This window comes from Streptomyces doebereineriae, from assembly GCF_031845645.1.
In the GTDB taxonomy this organism is placed as follows: domain Bacteria; phylum Actinomycetota; class Actinomycetes; order Streptomycetales; family Streptomycetaceae; genus Streptomyces; species Streptomyces canus.
The window spans coordinates 71,494-88,054 of the sequence record NZ_JAVREZ010000008.1; the positions used below are offsets into that span (position 1 = coordinate 71,494).

The following is a 16,561-nucleotide window of genomic DNA, read 5'->3' on the forward strand; positions in this document are numbered from 1 at the left end:
TGCTCACCACTCGGTGAACGCCCCGTCTGCTCCCCGCCACACGGGGTTGCGCCAGCGGTGTCCGGTCTCGGCGGCCCGGCGTACCGCGTTTTCGTCGATGTCGACGCCCAGGCCGGGGCGGGAGCCGGCGACGGCGTATCCGTCCTGGAAGCGGAAGGGTTCGGGGTCCATCACGTACTCCAGCAGGTCGCACTGCTGGTTGTAGTGGATGCCCATGCTTTGTTCCTGGATGAGGAAGTTCGGCACGGAGAAGGCGATCTGGAGGCTTGCGGCCAGGGCGATCGGGCCGAGGGGGCAGTGGGGGGCCAGGGCGACGTCGTACGTCTCGGCCATGGCCGCGATGCGGCGAACCTCGGAGATGCCGCCGGCGTGCGACAGGTCGGGTTGGGCCACGGCGATACCGCTGGTCATGACCTCACGGAAGTCCCAGCGGGAGTACAGGCGTTCGCCGGTGGCGAGCGGAATGCTCGTGGACTCCACCAGGCTGCGCAGATGGCCGGAGTGTTCCGGTGCGACCGGCTCCTCGACGAACAGCGGGTGCAGGGGTTCGAGCAGGGGCAGCAGACGGCGTGACATGGCGGTGGAGGCCCGGCCGTGGAAGTCGACGGCTACGTCCCGCTCGTCGCCCAGCACTTCGCGGACGGCCGCGACGCGCTCGACGACCTCGGCGGTGCGGGCCGGGGTGTCGATCGGGGCGAGTTCGGCGGAGGCGTTCATCTTCACGGCGGTGAAGCCCGCCTTCATCTGTTCCTCGGCCAGTTCCGCGACATCGCTGGGGCGGTCTCCGCCGATCCAGGCGTACATCCGGACGCGGTCGCGTACGGGGCCGCCGAGGAGGCGGTGGACCGGGACGCCGTAGGTCTTGCCGGCGATGTCCCACAGGGCCTGGTCGATGCCGGCGACGGCGCTGGAGAGGATGGGGCCACCCCGGTAGAAGCCGCCCTTGGTGAGCACCTGCCAGTGATCCTCGATGCGCAGCGGGTCCCGGCCGACGAGATAGTCGGCCAGTTCGTGCACCGCGGCGCGTACGGTCTCGGCGCGGCCCTCGATCAGGGGCTCGCCCCAGCCGGTGACACCCTCGTCGGTGGCGACGCGCAGGAACAGCCAGCGCGGAGCCACGAGGAACGTCTCAAGTCCGGTTATCTTCAAGGAAGTTCCTTCGGCAGCGTATGGGTCGCCACGTCCTCGTGGTCGTCGCGGGCCCGTACGGCCGCCAGGTCGTCGGAGGCCTGGGCCAGGAGGGACTCGACGGCGGCCACGGCGGCGTCCGGATCGCCTGCTTCGACCGCGTCCAGCAGTTCCTGGTGCACGGGGATGGAGTCGGAGAAGTGCCGGGCGCCGTGCACGATCCGGTCACGGATGCGCAGGCCGGCCTCGATCACGACCTCCATCCGGCTGAGCAGTTCGTTGTGCGCGGACTCCAGCAGCGCACGGTGGAAGGCCAGGTCCGCCTCGACCATCGCGTCCGCGTCCGCGCCGGCCGCGGCCATGGCGTCGAGCGCCTGCCGCATCGCGTCCAGGTCGGCGGAGGTACGTCGGGTCGCGGCGAGGCGGGCTCCGGCGGGTTCGACGATCGCGCGGACCTCGGCGAGGTCCTCCAGGAAGCCGTCGGTCGGAGCGCTGCTGCCCTGCCAGCGCAGCAGGTCGCTGTCGAGCAGGTTCCAGTCGGCGCGGGGCCGGATGGTCGTACCGCGCTTCTGCTTCGACTCGAGCAGGCCCTTGGAGGCCAGTACGCGCATGGCCTCGCGGACCACTGTCTTGCTGACGCCGAGTTCCGTCTCGAACCTGACCGGGTCCACCACGGAGCCCGGGGGGTAGTCGCCGCGGATGATGCGTCGGCCCAGCTCCTCCACGGCCTGGCCGTGCAGCCCCTTGGGGGGATGGGTCACCACGTGCTCCGTTTCCGTATCGGTCCTGAAGTGCTGTGCGCACTGCTCACGAGGACTCCTTCATGACGCTCCATCCTCCATCGACCACCAGGCCGGCTCCGGTCACATAGGAGGCGTCCGCCGATGCCAGGAAGGCGACGGCGGCCGCCACCTCCTCCGGCTGCCCGAACCGCCGGGCCGCGGTGGCCGCCACGCTGCGTTCCCGGTCCGGCTCGGGGATGCCGTCCCAGGCGGCGGTGAGGATGGGCCCGGGCAACACGGTGTTGACCCGGATGTCAGGACCGTACTCGACGGCCAACTGCCGTCCCAGCGAGCACAGTGCGCCCTTCGCGGCGGCGTAGGCGGCATGGCCCGGCAGCCCGATGACCGCGTGCACCGAGGAGGTCAGCACGACGGAGCCCCGAGCTTCGCGCAGCATGGCCGCGAATGTCTTCATCGCCCGCCAGGCGGGCTTGAGGAGCACGGCCATCTGACCGTCCCACTCGGCCTCGCTCAGTTCGTCGGCGGGCTTGTTGAGCTGGGCGAAGGCGTTGCTGTGCAGCACGTCCAGCCGTCCGTGGTGCTGCTCGACGTGGCGGGCCAGGTGCTCCCAGTCGGCGGCCGAGGTGACGTCGCAGCGTACGTACTCCGCGCGGCCTCCCTGGTCGGTGATGGCGGCCGCGACGTCCTTGCCCGCGGTGTCGTCCACGTCCGTGACCACCACCAGGGCCCCCTCGGCCGCGAGCCTGTGAGCCGTGGCCGCGCCGATCCCGTGAGCGGCGCCGGTGATCACCGCCACGCGTCCGCTCATCCTGCGGCATTCCGTCATCGCGTGTGTCTCCCCTCGTGGCTGTCTACGCACCCACCATAGCTGTTTCAATTAATTATGAATATATCTTGACGGGGCGATGACACCGCTCCGAAACTGACCGGCATGCAACAGGCACCTTCAGTACGAAGCTAGGAAGGACCTCCTCCCCATGAGCCGCACCACACCCCGCCGCCGAAGCCGGGGCGCACTCGCAGTGACCCTTGCCGCCGCCTCCCTGCTCATCTCCGCCTGTGGGGGTTCGACCGGTTCGAAGGACCCCGCGGTCCAGAAACCTGTCAAGCCCGGCCAGAAGGTCGACCTGCGCTTCTGGTCGTGGGTTCCCGGTGTCGACAAGGCCGTCGACAAGTGGAACGCCACGCACCCGGACATCCACGTCAAACTGGAGAAGATCCCGGCGGGCAGCAGCGGCGGCTACGCCAAGATGCGCGCCGCGCTCAAGAGCGGCAACGCGCCCGACCTGGCACAGGTGGAATACCAGGAGATCCCCTCGTTCCTCCTGGAGAACGGCCTGGTGAACCTGTCCCAGTACGGCGCGGACAAGGACCGGTCGAAGTTCGTGGACTGGCAGTGGCAGCAGGGAGTCTTCGACAAGGCTGTCTACGCGATCCCCCAGGCCTCCGGTCCGATGGGCCTGTTCTACCGCTCCGACCTGTTCAAGAAGTGGGGCATCGCGCCGCCCGCCACCTGGGACGAGTTCGCCCAGGCCGCGCAGAAGATCCACAACGCCGACCCGAAGGCCTACATCAGCACCTTCCCGGCCGGCAACTCCGCCTGGTTCACCGCCCTCGCCTGGCAGGCCGGCGCCAAGTGGTTCGGCGTGAACGGCGACACCTGGACGGTGAACATCAACTCGCCGCAGACCCTCAAGGTCGCCGCCTTCTGGGACGACCTGCGCAGCAAGAAAGTGATCAAGACCGAACCCGACTTCGCCAACGGCTGGTACAAGGACCTGCAGAGCGGTGCCATCACCTCGTGGGTCAGTGCCCAGTGGGGCGACGCGATCATCAGCGGAAACGCTCCTCAGACCGCCGGCAAATGGGCAGTCGCACCCATGCCGCAGTGGACGAAGGGGTCGAAGGTCTCCGCGAACTGGGGCGGATCCTCCACGGCTGTCCTCAAGGGCGCGGGGCACATCCCCGAGGCCCTGAAGTTCGCCGAATGGCTCAACACCGACCCCACGAGCGTCGACCTGCTGCTGCAGGGCGGCTACGGCTGGCCCGCGGCCGCCGACGGGTACAAGGGTTCCTCGCTGGACAAGCCGTCATCGTTCTTCGGAGGCCAGAAGTACAACGAGGTCTTCGCCGAGGCGGACAAGAGCATCGACAACTCGTGGAAGTGGATACCCACGATCGACGCCACCTACCAGCACCTCAACGACGGCTTCCAGGCCGCCCTGGCCGGCAAGGGCACGTTCGTCTCCGCGGTCCAGCAGGCGCAGAAGCAGACCGTCGAGGACCTGAAGAGGAAGGGTCTGAAGGTTTCCACCGGCCAGTGACCGCCTCCGGAGGGCGCGACACGGCCGCCGCCGTTCTCCCCTCCGGACTCCAGAAAGAACCCTGATGCCCACCCGAGCGCCCCGTCGCCGCAGAAATCTGACGCCCGTCGTCTTCGTCGCGCCGTTCCTCCTGCTGTTCCTACTGACCGTCGCCCTCCCCATCGGCTACGCCGTCTACCAGAGCGTCATGGATGTCGAGCACACCGGAGCCCTGGGGCTCGGCGGCAGCCGTACCGTCTTCGTGGGGCTCGGCAACTACGCCGACGCGTTGTCCGATCACGCCTTTGTGCGCAGCACCGGTCGCGTACTGCTGTTCGCGGCCGTCCAGGTACCGGTGATGGTCGCGTTGTCCGCCGGACTCGCGCTGCTGCTGGACAGCGCCTCGGCCAGGGGCGTGCGGTTCTTCCGCGCCGCCTTCTTCCTGCCCTACGGCGTTCCAGGGGTCATCGCGTCCATCCTGTGGGGGTTCTTGTACGTTCCGGGAGTCAGCCCTCTCGTGGACGGCATGCGCCACCTGGGGTTGTCGGTCGACCTGCTGGGCGGGAACACGGTTCTGTGGTCCATCGCGAACATCGTCACGTGGGAGTTCGCCGGCTACAACGTGCTGGTTCTCGTCGCCCAGTTGCGTACCATCCCCGCGGAACTGTACGAGGCCGCCCGCATCGACGGCGCCAGTGCGTGGCACACGGTCCGCCACGTCAAACTGCCGCTGCTGCGCCCGGCGCTGATCCTCACCACGGTCTTCACCATCATCGGCACGCTGCAACTGTTCGCAGAACCGCTGGTGCTCAAGCCCGTCTCCTCGAGTATCGACAGCGCCTACACCCCCAACCTCAGCGCCTACAACGAGGCGTTCACCAACGACAACTACCACCTCGCCGCCGCCGAGGCAGTGCTGCTCGCGCTCGCCGCGTTCGCGCTCTCCTTCGGTTTCCTGCGGCTGATCAACAAGAGAGGTGGGGACGCGTGAGTCTCCAGACACCGGCCCGCACCGTCCCGCCACGGGGCGGGACGCCGGCTTCCGACGACGGCACGGCGCCGCGCGGCGGCATCACCGGGGTCACCACACGCAGTCGCATCCTGGTCACCGGCCTGCTGGTGGCGGCCGCCGGGTACTTCCTGCTCCCGGTGTACTGGCTGGTCGTGGCGTCCACCAAGTCCACCGGCGACCTGTTCGGCAGCTTCGGGTTGTGGTTCTCCCATCCCCAGTTCCTGAGCAATCTGCGCCAGGTGGTCACCTACGACGATGCGATCTACCTGCGCTGGGCCGCCAACAGCCTGCTGTACGCGGGCGTCGGCGCAGCCGTGGCGACGCTTCTGGCCGCGATGTCCGGCTACGCGCTGGCCAAGTTCTCCTTCGCCGGCCGCGACACGATCTTCAACATCGTGCTGGGTGGCGTCCTGATCCCTGCCACGGCGCTGGCGCTGCCCATGTACCTGCTGTTCAGCAAGGCAGGCCTGGCCAACACCTACTGGGCCGTACTGCTGCCGAGCTTCGTCAGCCCCTTCGGCGTGTACCTGTGCCGGATCTACGCCGCGGCATCCATACCGGACGAGCTGCTGGAGGCAGCCCGCATCGACGGCGCGGGAGAGATCCGCATCTTCACGGTCGTTGTTCTGCGCATCATGACCCCCGCCCTGGTGACGATCTTCCTTTTCCAGTTCGTCGGCATCTGGAACAACTACTTCCTGCCGCTGGTCATGCTGTCCGACTCCAAGCTGTACCCGATCACCCTGGGTCTGACGTCGTGGCAGTCCTTCGCCGACCGCCAACCGCAGCTCTACCAACTGACCGTCGGAGGTGCCTTCGTCTCCGTCGTCCCTCTGATGATCGCCATGGTCGCCCTGCAGCGCTTCTGGCGCAGCGGCTTGACCGAGGGCAGCGTAAAGGGCTGAGAGCTCCATGGCAGGAAGGGGAGGGGCGGTCCGCCCCTCCCCTTCCTCAGTTGTTCGACGCTCACTCGCCGCCCGGCACGGCCGCCTTCCGGAAGGCGTCGTAGACCAGCTTGGGCCGCTCCTCCGCGAACGTCAGCAGGCCCATCACGGAGATCCCGTTGTAGTCCTGGTTGTACCCGGCCCGCTCCTTGTAGTCCTTGAGGACCCAGTAGGTGAAACCGGCGACGAATGCGCTGCGCGCGGTCACCTGGGCCCAGTGCGCGGTGAAGCTCGCCGCCTGCCACTCCTCCGTGCCCTGCGTGGTGTCGGGGCCGTGGGTGCCGGCCACGGACCAGGTGCCGTTCTCGGTGATCAGGATCGGCTTGCCGGGATACTTCGCGTGCACGGCGTCCAGCGTGGGGCCGAGGTCGGCGTCCTTGCCGTAGAAGTAGCCGAAGTACTCGTTGAACCCGATCACGTCGGCGAGGTCGAAGGCGGGGTCGTTGCTCGTGTTGGAGGCCCAGGTCACCGGGCGGGCGGTGAGGTCGACCGCCTTGACGGCCGCCTTGAGGTCGGCGAGCCAGGCCCGGTAGACGGGTGCGCCGTCCGCGTCGATCTCCGACTCGTTCTGCAGCCCCCAAAGGATCACCGAGGGGTGGTTGTGCTGGTTCCACGCCATGGTCAGGGCCAGGGCGCGGGCGAGGCCGTAGCGCTCGGTCTGGAGCTTCTCCTGGGCGGTGTTGAGCCACATGGTGTCGATGTCGTCCATCACCAGCACCCCGTGCGCATCCGCCCAGTCGTAGACGTAGGGGTGGCGGTTGTAGACGCAGTTGCGGATGAAGTTGGCGCCCACCGCCGTCACATGGCCCAGTTCCCGGTCGTACTCGGCCGACGTCATCGCCCTGCCGTGCGCGGCCGTCTCCTCGTGCCAGTTGAGGCCCTTGAGAAACAGCGGCTTGTCGTTCAGGCGCAACTGGGCGTCGGCGATGCTCAGTTCGCGTACGCCGTACACGGTGGACAGCGTGTCCACCCGTGGGCCCGAGGACCTCCCGGCGGTCAGGGTGGCGCGGGCGGTGAGCGTGTGCGGCGCGGCCGGGCTCCAGCGGGGCGCGCCGGGGATGCGGACCACGACCCGTACGACTCCCGCCGACCGGGCGGCGATCCGGGCCGCGACCACCGTGGGCCGGCCGCCGCTCCCCCGTCCGGGGTCCAGGGTGATCCGGCCGTCGAAGTCCGAGTCGCCGTGGTTCTCGACGACCGCGTGTGCCGTAAGGCGCCCGTTCGCGGCGGCCACGAGCAGTTTGGCGACGGTGACCTGCGGGACCGCCTCGATCCAGGCCGACCGGGTCAGACCCGCGTAGGGCCAGTAGTCGACGGGCTTGTAGGGCAGCTCGTGGTCGTCGGTGACGGGCTGCGGCGTCGAGGCCGTGTAGTCGGTGTAGCTCGCCCGGCGAAAGACGCGCACGGCGATCGTCTGGCGGGTTCCCGGCCGCAGCGCCCCCGCCAACGGGAGCGCGAAGGGCGAGTTGGCGCCCTCGTGCTTGCCGAGGTGCTTGCCGTCGAGCCAGACCTCGGCGCTGTAGCCGGCGGCGAGGAAGGCGATGCGCACGTGCCGGGCACGCCAGGACGCGGGCACGTCGACGGTCGTGCGGTACCAGGCGTAGCCGTCGCTGAACGCCGTGCCCTGGCCGAAGGGGGCGGTCTGCGAGCCGAATCCGGGGGTGTTCAGCAGGTCCCAGGCCGCCGGGACGTCGATGAGGTCCCAGGCCCGGTCGTCGTGGCGCGGGGACTGCCAGGTCTCGCCGAGTCCCTGGTCCGCGGGGTCGAAGCGGAAACGCCACCGCTTGTCCAGGGACAGGTAGTCGCGGGTGGGCTCGTGGGTGCGCCAGCCGTCGAAGGCCGGAAGCACCGTGCCGTACTGGAAGACGACGTTGGTGCCGCCGACGTCGCGCACATGGGTGCCGGACGGCTCGGTGGCGGGGTGGGAGTCGAGAACCGGGCCGTTCGCGGCGGCCGTGGCGGTGCCGTCTGCCGCTCGCGCCGTCTGCGGCCAGGCCGGCAGGGCGACGACGGTGGCCGCCCCGAGTGCCGTGACGACGGTGCGCCGGGACAAGTGGGTGGATTCGGTCATGACAGGCGGCTCCTCGATGCGCATACGTGTTCGTCCGCCCCACAGCCTGGACAACCCCGTTACCCTCGTCAAGGATTATTCATAAATAATGAATTGAGCTAGCGTGGTGCCGTCGAGTTGCCGACGGCGTCCTACCGCACACGAACGACGGGTGACCTCATGACCACCGCACAGCAGCAAGCCGGCGCGAGCGAGACCACGGGCCGACTCGCCATCACCTTGTGGGACTTCAGCTGGTACACACAGGCAGGACCCGGCGAGCCCTTCGCCGACCTCGACCGCGCCTTCGCCGAGACGGTGGACCGCGGCTTCAACACGGTGCGCATCTGCGCCATGCCCTTCCTGCTGTTCTCCGGACGCGTCGCCGACCCGGAGTCCCTCCAGGTCCGCGGCCTGGGCGAGCAGTTCGGACAGCGCACCCGCTGGTACGACGTGCGCGGCGGCTACCCGCTGGACGGCCGCCGGCGGCTCGTCGAGCTGTTCGAGGCCGCCGCCCGCCACGACTGCAAGGTGATCGTGTCCTCCTGGGAGTACCAGCAGTCCCCCAGCTTCGCCGACACCGACGCCTGGCACCGCGCCTTGGCCGAGGTGCCCGGCCCGGACCGCGCCGAGGCGGTGGCCGAAGCCCTCGCCGGACTTCTCGACTTCCTCACCGAGCGCGGGCTGGCCGACCACGTCGCCTACGTCGAAGTGCACAACGAGGTCGACAACTGCGACCTGGTACCGGCGGACGGCACCCCCGGCCACTACGCCCGGCTGCGCGGCCCCCTCGAACGCGCGGTGAAGCTGCTGCAGGCACGCCACCCCGACGTCCCCGTCACCTACTCACTGGGCGAGCCCTGGCCCGGCGAGCTCGACGACCTGCCGGAGCAGGCCCAGATCGCCCACTTCCACTTCTACGTCTACGGCGTGCTCGGCGCGCTCTACGAGGCGGTCGGACTCGGCCACGGGACCGAAGCGGCCCCCGAGACGGCCACCTGGCCCACCCCCGAACTGGCCGCCATGCTGCGCCCCGACGCACCCTCCTTCGCCGACTACCAGCCCGACGAGCCCTGGCGGCTGGCCGCGACCGGAATCCCGCGCGAACTGTTCTACGCACACGACTGGGTCGACCCCGACCGCTGGGACCTGTGGCTCTACGAGAACTATCCGGCGCACCGGCAGGCCATGCGGGACACGCTCGCCGGGTGGGTCGACTCCGTCGCCGAGTTCGCCCGTCGCCGTGCCGTCCCCGCCGTCCTCGGCGAAGGCGTCGTGGGCTACACCCCGCTGCTGACGCGCTTCGAGGAGGACGCCGTCGGCAAGGACATCGCCGAGTTCGTCGTCGACCGCTGCCTCGCCGCGGGTTTCCAGGGCGTCGTCCTGACCTCCAACGCGGCCCCGCACCACCCCATGTGGCACACCGACCGGGACTGGATGCGGCGGGTCAACTCCCGTGTCACCGCGGCCTGAACGCCCCCCATCGGTCGATCGCTCATGATGTCGCCAGCTCGGCGCGGATCCGCGGGAGCACTTTCGTGCCGAGCAGCTCGATGCCGTGCAGGAACTCGCGCTGAGGCATGCCGCCGACGTCCATCTGCAGGATCTGGCGGCTGTGCCCGAGCAGCCCGTGCAGGTGGAGGATGCGGTCGGTGATCTCGTCGGGGCTGCCGACGAAGACCATGCCGCCGGGGCCGTAGGTGGCGGCGCGGTCGGCACGCGAGGGGGCGGGGCGGCCCAGCTCGGCCATGCCCTCGGCCATCATGCGGTGCTCGTGCTCCAGGTAGACCGACCGGGCCCGGGCGTCGGACTCGGCGACGAATCCGTGCACGGCGACCGCGATGTCGGCCTGCTCCGCGGGGTGACCGGCCTGGGCCCAGGCGGCGCGGTAGGCGTGCCCGTACCGCGCCCAGTGCTCGGGGGTGCCGCCGAGGATGCCGAGGAACATCGGCAGCCCGAGCTCGACGGCGCGGCGGACCGAGTCCGGACTGCCGCCGGTGCCCAGCCAGATCTTCAGCGGCTGCTCGGGGCGGGGGAAGACGGTGACGTTCTGCAGCGGCCGTCTGCGGTGGGGGCCGTGCCAGGTGACGTTCTCACCGGCGTTGACGGCCATCAGCAGGTCGAGTTTGGAGGCGTACAGCATGTCGTAGTCGTGCTCGTCGTGGTCGAACAGCGGGAAGGTGATCGTGGACGAGCCGCGTCCGGCGACCAGTTCGACGCGTCCGGGGGCGAGAGACGCGGCGGTGGCGAGCTGCTGGAAGACCCGGATCGGGTCGTCGGTGGACAGGACGGTGACCGCGGTGCCGAGCTTGATCCGGTGGGTGGTGACCGCGGCGGCGTTGACCACGGAGGTGGGCGAGGACAGCGGCATCGCCCGCATGTGGTGCTCGCCCACCCCGAAGAAGTCGAGCCCCACCTCGTCGGCGAGCTTGATGGCCTCCAGCACATCGCGCTGGGCCTGGGCGGTGGGGCCGCGGCTGCCGTCGGGCAGGCGCGGGGTGTTGCCGAAGGAGTAGACGCCGAGTTCGAAGGTCATGACGAGGTCCTGGCTTCAGTTGCTGATGGCGGGCATGGCCCGCCGGTAGCGGTCGTCGGTGAGCTGGGCGACGAGGAACGCGGCGATGTCGGCGCGGCTCATGGCGGAGGCGACCTTGTCGTGGCCGAGGAAGCCGGAGCGGATGCGGCCGGTGGCGGGCTTGTCGGTGGGGTTGGTGATGCGGGCGATCGTGTAGTCAAGGTGCGAGGTGGTGACGGCCTCGGTCATGCCCTTCAGTTCGGCCAGTGCGTTGGGGAACATCAGCCCTGCCGCGACGGGCAGCACCTTGTGCTTCCAGTGCGGCTTGTCCTGCGGATCGGCCAGTGAGGGTGTGGCCAGACCGATGAAGCGGGTGACCTTCTGCGCCTCCATGGCCTGCACGATGGTGCGGGTTCCGTCGGTCACCCGGGTGCCGGTCGTGGACCGTTTCAGGGAGGGGCCGAGGGCGCTGATCACCGCGTCGGCGCCGCCGACGGCCTGCTCGACGGCTTGGCGGTCGGACAACTGCCCGGTGACGACCGTGAGATGGGAGTGGGTCAGAGCGAGCTTGGCGGGGGTGCGGACCAGGGCGGTGACCTGGTGGCCGTCGTACAGGAGCCGCTGGACGACGAGGCGGCCGATGCCGCCGGTCGCGCCGAAGACGGTGATACGCATCAGAGGGTTTCCTCGCCATGGGGGTCAGTGGGTGGAGGTAGGCCGGGTCGGCTAGTCAGGCGTTGAAGACGGCCTCGGAGCGGTCGCGGCTTTCGTGCAGGTCCCAGTACAGGGGGGCGATCTGCTCGGGTGTGGCCGTCGGGAAGCCCTCCGGTCCGCCGTCGCCGATCCAGACGTTGATCGCCACGTGTGCGGCGTGCACACCACTGCCGGCCAGCTCCTTGTCCAGGTTGATGACCCAGTTGCGCAGGGCTGCCGAGGCGGCGTTGACGTTGCCGAGCATGGGAACGGGATCCAACGAACCACCGCCGGTGGTGAACAGCAGGGTTCCGGCACCCGCCTCCCGCATCGCGGGCAGGACGGAACGGGCGGCGGCGACGGCGCCGTAGAACACGTACTCGATCTGCGGCTGCAGGTTGTCCACGGTGGCCTCCGAGGGGGCGGCCAGGGTGACGCCGGGAACCGGGGAGTGCGGGGCCGGCGAATACTCCAGTACGTCGACGCCGCCGAAACGGGCCTTGGCCGCGTCCAGCGCATCGGTCAGTGAGGCGCGGTCCAGTACGTCGGCGGGGAACGCGGCGGCGGTGATGCCTTCCTGGCCGAGCCGGTCGACCAGTGTCTGAAGCTTCTCCTTGGTGCGGGAGATCAGGGCGACGTCGAAGCCGCGGCTGCCGAAGGTGCGGGCGATGGCCAGGCCCATACCGGAGCCGGCGCCGACAAGGGCGAGAGTGGGCATGGTTGTTCCTCTTCCGGTGAGCGGGGTCAGGAGCAGGAGACGGCGATCTTGCCCGGAGTGCCGGCGAAGGCGGCGAACGCCTGCGTGGCCTGCTCGATCGGGTAGGTGGCGGTGACCGGCACCCTCAGTGCACCGGAGGCGACCTGCTCGGCCAGGGAGGTCAGGATCTGCGCGTCGGGGCTGCCCATGATCGTGTGGACGGTGACGTCGTGCCCCTTGACGTCGTCCTGGGTCAGTCCGGTGGCGGAGGCGAGCTGTCCGCCCGGCCGCAGCAGAGCGGCCAGCGCCGCACCGTCGCCCGCCAGGTGCAGCACGGCGTCCACACCGTCAGGGGCGATCGCGCGGACCTGGCCCTCCACGTCACCGGTGAAGTCGACGACATGGACCTCCGCGCCGGTCAGCCCGGTGACGAAATCGGTCTGCGTGCCGGGGCGGGCGGTCGCGATCACCCTCGCGCCGCGGTCGGCGGCGAGCTGCACCGCCAGTGCACCCACCCCGCCGGAGGCCCCCGAGATCAGCACCGTCTCGCCCTCGGCCAGGGCAACCGCGTCCAGGCTCCTCACTGCGGTCGCCCCGGCCACGCCCAGCGCGCCCGCGTCCTCCGCCGTCACGCCCGCGGGGATGCGGGCGACGCCGTGTCCGGCGGGCACGGTGACGTACTGGGCCAGCGACCCGGCGCCCAGGAACGGCTTCATCACGACACCGAAGACCGCGTCACCGACGGCGAAACCCTCCGCGCCCTCGCCGAGCGCCTCGACGACGCCCGCGAAATCCTGGCCGAGGACCAGTGGGAACCGGTGCTCCATGAACGCCTGCGTGTAGCCGGCGGCGGTAGCGATGTCGATGCCGTTCAACGAGGCGGCGGCCACCTTGACCAACAGTTCCCCGGCCGCCGGTCGAGGAGTGTCCACCTCGGTCACGGCCGGGGTCGACGGGACGGATTCCAGCGTTACAGCACGCATGACAGCACCCCTTGAATTAAGTGGGCCGGGCGGTCCACTTCTGCCGTCCACCGTACAGCAGAAGTGGGCCACCCGTTCCACTTGGATAGAGTGGGGGCATGACCTCCCCGCCTTCCGACCAGACGCCTGGCCGACAGCCCGGCACGGGACTGCGCGCCGACGCCGAGCGCAACCGCGACCGCATCCTGGCCGCCGCCCGCCGCCTCTACGCCACCGAAGGGCTCGGCGTCTCCATGGCCTCGGTCGCCCGCGAGGCGGGCGTCGGCAAAGCCACGCTCTCCCGCCGCTTCGCCACCCGGGAGGAACTCGTCAACGCGGTCTTCGCCGACCGCATGGACGCCTACGCCTCCGCTGTCGCCGAGGCACTCGCCGATCCCGATCCCTGGCACGGCTTCACCGGATACGTCCAGGCCGTCTGTGCCATGCAGGCCGCCGACCGCGGCTTCGCCGACGTCCTGACCATGACCTTCCCCACCGCCAGGGCGCTGGAGGCCCGGCGCGCCGAGTCGTACAGCGCGTTCCTCGAACTCATCGCCCGTGCCAAGGACAGCGGCCACCTGCGCGAGGACTTCGTCCCGGAGGACCTCGTCATCCTGCAAATGGCCAACGCCGGCGTCATCGCCGCCGCCGGCGACGCGGCCCCCGACACCTGGCGCCGCCTCGTCGGCCATGTGCTCCGCTCGTACGCCGCCCCCGGGGCCCCGATCCCCGCGCTGCCCGAAGCACCGGCGCCCACCGCCCTCTACCGCGCCATGGTCCGCCTCTCACGGACCGGCCCGGGCACCGCCCAGGGTGGTGGCATCGGCTCGTAGCACGCGTGCCGGGTGCCTGTGCCGGTACGGAAGGGATCAGTGCTGACCGATGTAACAGCGAACAGCTGTTCCCTCGGGGCCGGTGTGGATGCGTACGAGGTCGGCGAGGGTGTGCACGAGCAGCAGGCCCCGGCCGCCGAGCTTGTCCCGTGCGGGCGGGCGACGGCCGGCGAGCGGATCGTCCAGGTCCCCCTGGTCGCGCACCTCGCACACCACTTGGCCCCCGTCGGCCCACACCCGCAGGACGCCGGAACCCCCGCCGTGCACGACGCTGTTGGTGGTCAGCTCGGCCACGATCAGGGCCACGTCCTCCAGGCAGCTGCCGGAAAGGCCGAACCGCGCGGCCTGTTCGACCGCGAAGTGCCGGGCGCTCGGCAACTGGTCGGCATGGAAGACGAGTTCCTCGGCCGCCGCCGGCTGCTCCAGGGGCTGGTTGTAGCGTGCGACCACACGCTCGGGGGCGTAGGCGGTGCTGGGCATTTCCCTGCCGCCGGAGATGATCAGGGGATGGGTCGCGTACGCGTCGGTGAGTACCTGTTCGTCGAGGCGGTCGGCGTCGTACGGGCACAGGATGGTGACGTCCCGGCCTTGGAACGCCGGGTTGATCAGTGCCTCGTGCTGGACGCATGCCGGGTACTCCACGGCGCTGCGGCCGGCCCAGATCGGCTCACCGATGATCCGCACCCGCGTCTGGCGATGGGTGTCCGCGAAGGCGCGCAGCACCCTGGGGATGATCCGACCCGGGTTGCGTCCCGCCTCGGTCATGTCGAGGAACTTCACCTGGTCGACGTCCTCGCCCAGAGCGGTCTTGAGCATGGCGAGGTTCGGCCCCGGCACGGCAACCGCCACCGGCTCCCCGGCCTTCAGGCCGTCGCGGATGAAAGGCACCGTGCCGTGCAGATACTCCTGCTCGCCCCGGTAGAACAAGGCGGGGTGCACGAACGGTTCGACGCTGGGAGCCGTCATCGCCCCATCACCTCGACAGAAAGCAGGTCCGGCCAGAACATGTCCAGAACGCGCCGCAGGGTGGCGGGCGGCTCTTCGAGCACGATGCGTCGCCCCTGCGGAAGGCCCTGGGCGGTCATCGCCAAAGCGGAGACACCGGCGACGTCGACGAAGGTGACGGCTGAAAGCTCCAAGTGGCACGTCTCTTCGTCGCTCCGGGCAAGATGATCCAGCGTCTGTTCCCAGGCCGGCCGGGTGAGCAGGCTGATCTCGCCTGACGCTCGCCAGCCGGGCCGGTCCTTCAGCGGGAGCATGCGTAGAGCGCTCCCGGGCGGGCCCGACGATGCCGTCGGCGCGTCCGCCTCCCTTGAACTGTCCACGCAGTCACCCCTGGTCGCCTGCCGTCTTGCTCCCCAGTATCTCCTTCCGGTGGAGAGTAGGCGACGACAGCGTGCCGGAGGGCGGCGGAGTACCCCTACAAGCCGCCCTGTCTCTCCGATCTCTCCCCGGGGCCGGTCCCGACCGGTCGGCGGCGATCGCCGTGCCAGTCCAGGACCAGGACCGTGGCGTCGTCCTTGAGGCTGCCGTGGCAGGCATCGAGGACCGCGCCGGTCAAGGCCCGGACGGCTTCTCGCGGGTGCAGCGCGCGGGTGTCGTGAATGACCGAGGTCAGGTCGGCGGCCGCGGCACCGCGCTCCTGCATGCCGTCGGTGAGGAGGATCAGGCGGTCCCGCGGGCGCAGTTGCAGTTCCTGGACGCGGTAGGAGGCGGGTGCCGCCACACCGAACGGCAGGTTGACGGCGAGCTTGACCTCTTCGACGATGCCGTCGCGCAACCGCAGCGGCCAGGGATGGCCGGCGTTGACCAGTTCGCACAGGCCGGTTTCGAGGTCGACGCACAGCAACTGTCCGGTGGCCAGCCCGCGGCTGTGGCTCAGCAGGGCCTGATGGGCGTGGTGGGCCTGCTTGAGGGCGTCGCAGCCACTGCGGCGAGCCCGCCGCAGCGCGCCGACCAACAAGGTGGCCAGCAGTGCGGAGTTCGTGTCGTGGCCCATCGCGTCGGTGATGGACAGGTGCAGGGTGTCGCGGTCGAGGCTGTAGTCGTACGTGTCGCCACCGATGTCGTCGGCGGGGACCAGCCCGGCGGCGAGGGTGAACTGGGCCGCCTCGCAGCAGGGGGCCGAGGGAAGCAGCTGGTGCTGGATCTCCGCGGCCAGGCTGGTCTCGGTGGTGCGCCGGCTCAGGTGGTAGAGGTCGGTGAAGCGCCCGTCCGTGACGATGATGTAGGCCAGTGTGTGTGCCGCGTCGCGGACCTGCCGCAGCACGGTGTCGTCCACGGACTGCAGGGTCACCTCCAGGACGCCGATGCAGTCGCCGCGGTTGGTGACCGGCGTGATGACGCGCCGTCCGTCCTGGCCGGCCGGCTCCACATGCTGGCGCTGACTCCGCAGCACGCTGTCGTAGACACTGCCCTGCAGGTCGATCGGCTCGGCCTGGTCCGGGACCTCGTCGTCGGTCGCGGCGAGCCGTACCAGCCGGTGACCGATGAGGTCGACGAACAGGAAGGACACCCGCTGCGCACCGAACCGCTTCTGCAGGTCGCGGGCGACCACGTCGACGGACTCACCGGGCGGGGCCGCTTCCGCAGCGGCCAGCAACTCGCCCAGTTCCAGATCTCCACCCTCCACAGCAACCTCCCATCGGCTGTCGCAACTTCTTCCCCGCATCTCCGCGACG

At 69.9% G+C, this 16,561-nt stretch carries 16 protein-coding genes; 5 read left to right on the plus strand and 11 right to left on the minus strand.

Going from position 1 to position 16,561, the window contains the following annotated elements; all coding sequences use genetic code 11:
- Window positions 1-3 precede the first annotated feature (3 nt).
- From dgoD to RNB18_RS23555, 3 genes are read right to left on the minus strand one after another with little or no spacing between them, the layout of a single operon-like run.
- On the minus strand, window positions 4-1,149 hold the full coding sequence (dgoD, locus tag RNB18_RS23545) for a galactonate dehydratase (protein ID WP_311716090.1): 1,146 nt from the start codon (window positions 1,147-1,149) through the stop codon (window positions 4-6).
- Complete coding sequence (locus tag RNB18_RS23550) at window positions 1,146-1,892, minus strand: FadR/GntR family transcriptional regulator (RefSeq protein WP_311716091.1); 747 nt, start codon at window positions 1,890-1,892, stop codon at window positions 1,146-1,148. The genes dgoD and RNB18_RS23550 overlap by 4 nt, the downstream gene beginning before the upstream one ends.
- Before the next feature lie 43 nt (window positions 1,893-1,935).
- On the minus strand, window positions 1,936-2,679 hold the full coding sequence (locus RNB18_RS23555; RefSeq protein WP_311716092.1) for an SDR family NAD(P)-dependent oxidoreductase: 744 nt from the start codon (window positions 2,677-2,679) through the stop codon (window positions 1,936-1,938).
- A 169-nt stretch (window positions 2,680-2,848) separates the two neighbouring features.
- Between RNB18_RS23555 and RNB18_RS23560 the strand changes: the two genes are divergently transcribed.
- The 3 genes from RNB18_RS23560 (at window position 2,849) to RNB18_RS23570 (ending at window position 6,091) form a co-directional block, all read left to right on the plus strand.
- On the plus strand, window positions 2,849-4,195 hold the full coding sequence (locus RNB18_RS23560) for an ABC transporter substrate-binding protein (protein WP_311716093.1): 1,347 nt from the start codon (window positions 2,849-2,851) through the stop codon (window positions 4,193-4,195).
- 64 nt (window positions 4,196-4,259) lie between these two features.
- Complete coding sequence (locus tag RNB18_RS23565; RefSeq protein ID WP_311716094.1) at window positions 4,260-5,165, plus strand: carbohydrate ABC transporter permease; 906 nt, start codon at window positions 4,260-4,262, stop codon at window positions 5,163-5,165.
- Entirely contained in the window at window positions 5,162-6,091 is a 930-nt protein-coding gene (locus RNB18_RS23570; RefSeq protein ID WP_311716095.1) for a carbohydrate ABC transporter permease, read from the plus strand. The genes RNB18_RS23565 and RNB18_RS23570 overlap by 4 nt, the downstream gene beginning before the upstream one ends.
- 61 nt (window positions 6,092-6,152) lie before the next feature.
- Here the strand turns inward: RNB18_RS23570 and RNB18_RS23575 are convergent, their stop codons facing one another.
- Window positions 6,153-8,201, minus strand: coding sequence for a glycoside hydrolase family 2 protein (locus tag RNB18_RS23575; RefSeq protein ID WP_311716096.1), 2,049 nt, complete (start codon window positions 8,199-8,201; stop codon window positions 6,153-6,155).
- Between the two features lie 159 nt (window positions 8,202-8,360).
- Here RNB18_RS23575 and RNB18_RS23580 point away from each other — a divergent pair, with 159 nt between their 5' ends.
- A complete protein-coding gene (locus tag RNB18_RS23580) occupies window positions 8,361-9,653 on the plus strand; it encodes a cellulase-like family protein (protein WP_311716097.1) in 1,293 nt (430 codons plus the stop codon).
- Between the two features lie 22 nt (window positions 9,654-9,675).
- On the opposite strand, the gene RNB18_RS23585 is transcribed toward RNB18_RS23580, so the two are convergent.
- The 4 genes from RNB18_RS23585 to RNB18_RS23600 are packed head-to-tail and all read right to left on the minus strand — an operon-like array spanning window position 9,676 to window position 13,068.
- Window positions 9,676-10,716 carry an LLM class flavin-dependent oxidoreductase gene (locus RNB18_RS23585; protein ID WP_311716098.1) on the minus strand — a complete coding sequence of 347 codons (1,041 nt, stop codon included), beginning with the start codon at window positions 10,714-10,716 and terminating at the stop codon, window positions 9,676-9,678.
- Between the two features lie 15 nt (window positions 10,717-10,731).
- Window positions 10,732-11,370 carry an NAD(P)-dependent oxidoreductase gene (locus RNB18_RS23590; RefSeq protein WP_311716099.1) on the minus strand — a complete coding sequence of 213 codons (639 nt, stop codon included), beginning with the start codon at window positions 11,368-11,370 and terminating at the stop codon, window positions 10,732-10,734.
- Window positions 11,371-11,425: 55 nt separating this feature from the next.
- Window positions 11,426-12,106 carry an SDR family NAD(P)-dependent oxidoreductase gene (locus RNB18_RS23595; RefSeq protein WP_311716100.1) on the minus strand — a complete coding sequence of 227 codons (681 nt, stop codon included), beginning with the start codon at window positions 12,104-12,106 and terminating at the stop codon, window positions 11,426-11,428.
- A gap of 26 nt (window positions 12,107-12,132) precedes the next feature.
- The gene (locus RNB18_RS23600) at window positions 12,133-13,068 is read right to left on the minus strand and encodes an NADP-dependent oxidoreductase (protein ID WP_311716101.1); all 936 of its coding nucleotides are present in this window, start codon (window positions 13,066-13,068) and stop codon (window positions 12,133-12,135) included.
- Between the two features lie 98 nt (window positions 13,069-13,166).
- Between RNB18_RS23600 and RNB18_RS23605 the strand changes: the two genes are divergently transcribed.
- A complete protein-coding gene (locus tag RNB18_RS23605; RefSeq protein WP_311716102.1) occupies window positions 13,167-13,880 on the plus strand; it encodes a TetR/AcrR family transcriptional regulator in 714 nt (237 codons plus the stop codon).
- 36 nt (window positions 13,881-13,916) lie between these two features.
- Here RNB18_RS23605 and RNB18_RS23610 read toward each other — a convergent pair whose 3' ends face one another.
- From RNB18_RS23610 to RNB18_RS23620, 3 genes are all read right to left on the minus strand, one after another.
- Window positions 13,917-14,846: a sensor histidine kinase gene (locus RNB18_RS23610; RefSeq protein WP_311716103.1), complete on the minus strand. Its 930-nt coding sequence runs from the start codon at window positions 14,844-14,846 to the stop codon at window positions 13,917-13,919.
- Window positions 14,843-15,139, minus strand: coding sequence for an STAS domain-containing protein (locus RNB18_RS23615; RefSeq protein WP_311716104.1), 297 nt, complete (start codon window positions 15,137-15,139; stop codon window positions 14,843-14,845). The genes RNB18_RS23610 and RNB18_RS23615 overlap by 4 nt, the downstream gene beginning before the upstream one ends.
- A 161-nt stretch (window positions 15,140-15,300) precedes the next feature.
- Window positions 15,301-16,512, minus strand: a complete 1,212-nt coding sequence (locus RNB18_RS23620) for a PP2C family protein-serine/threonine phosphatase (protein WP_311716105.1) — start codon at window positions 16,510-16,512, stop codon at window positions 15,301-15,303.
- Window positions 16,513-16,561 lie beyond the last annotated feature (49 nt).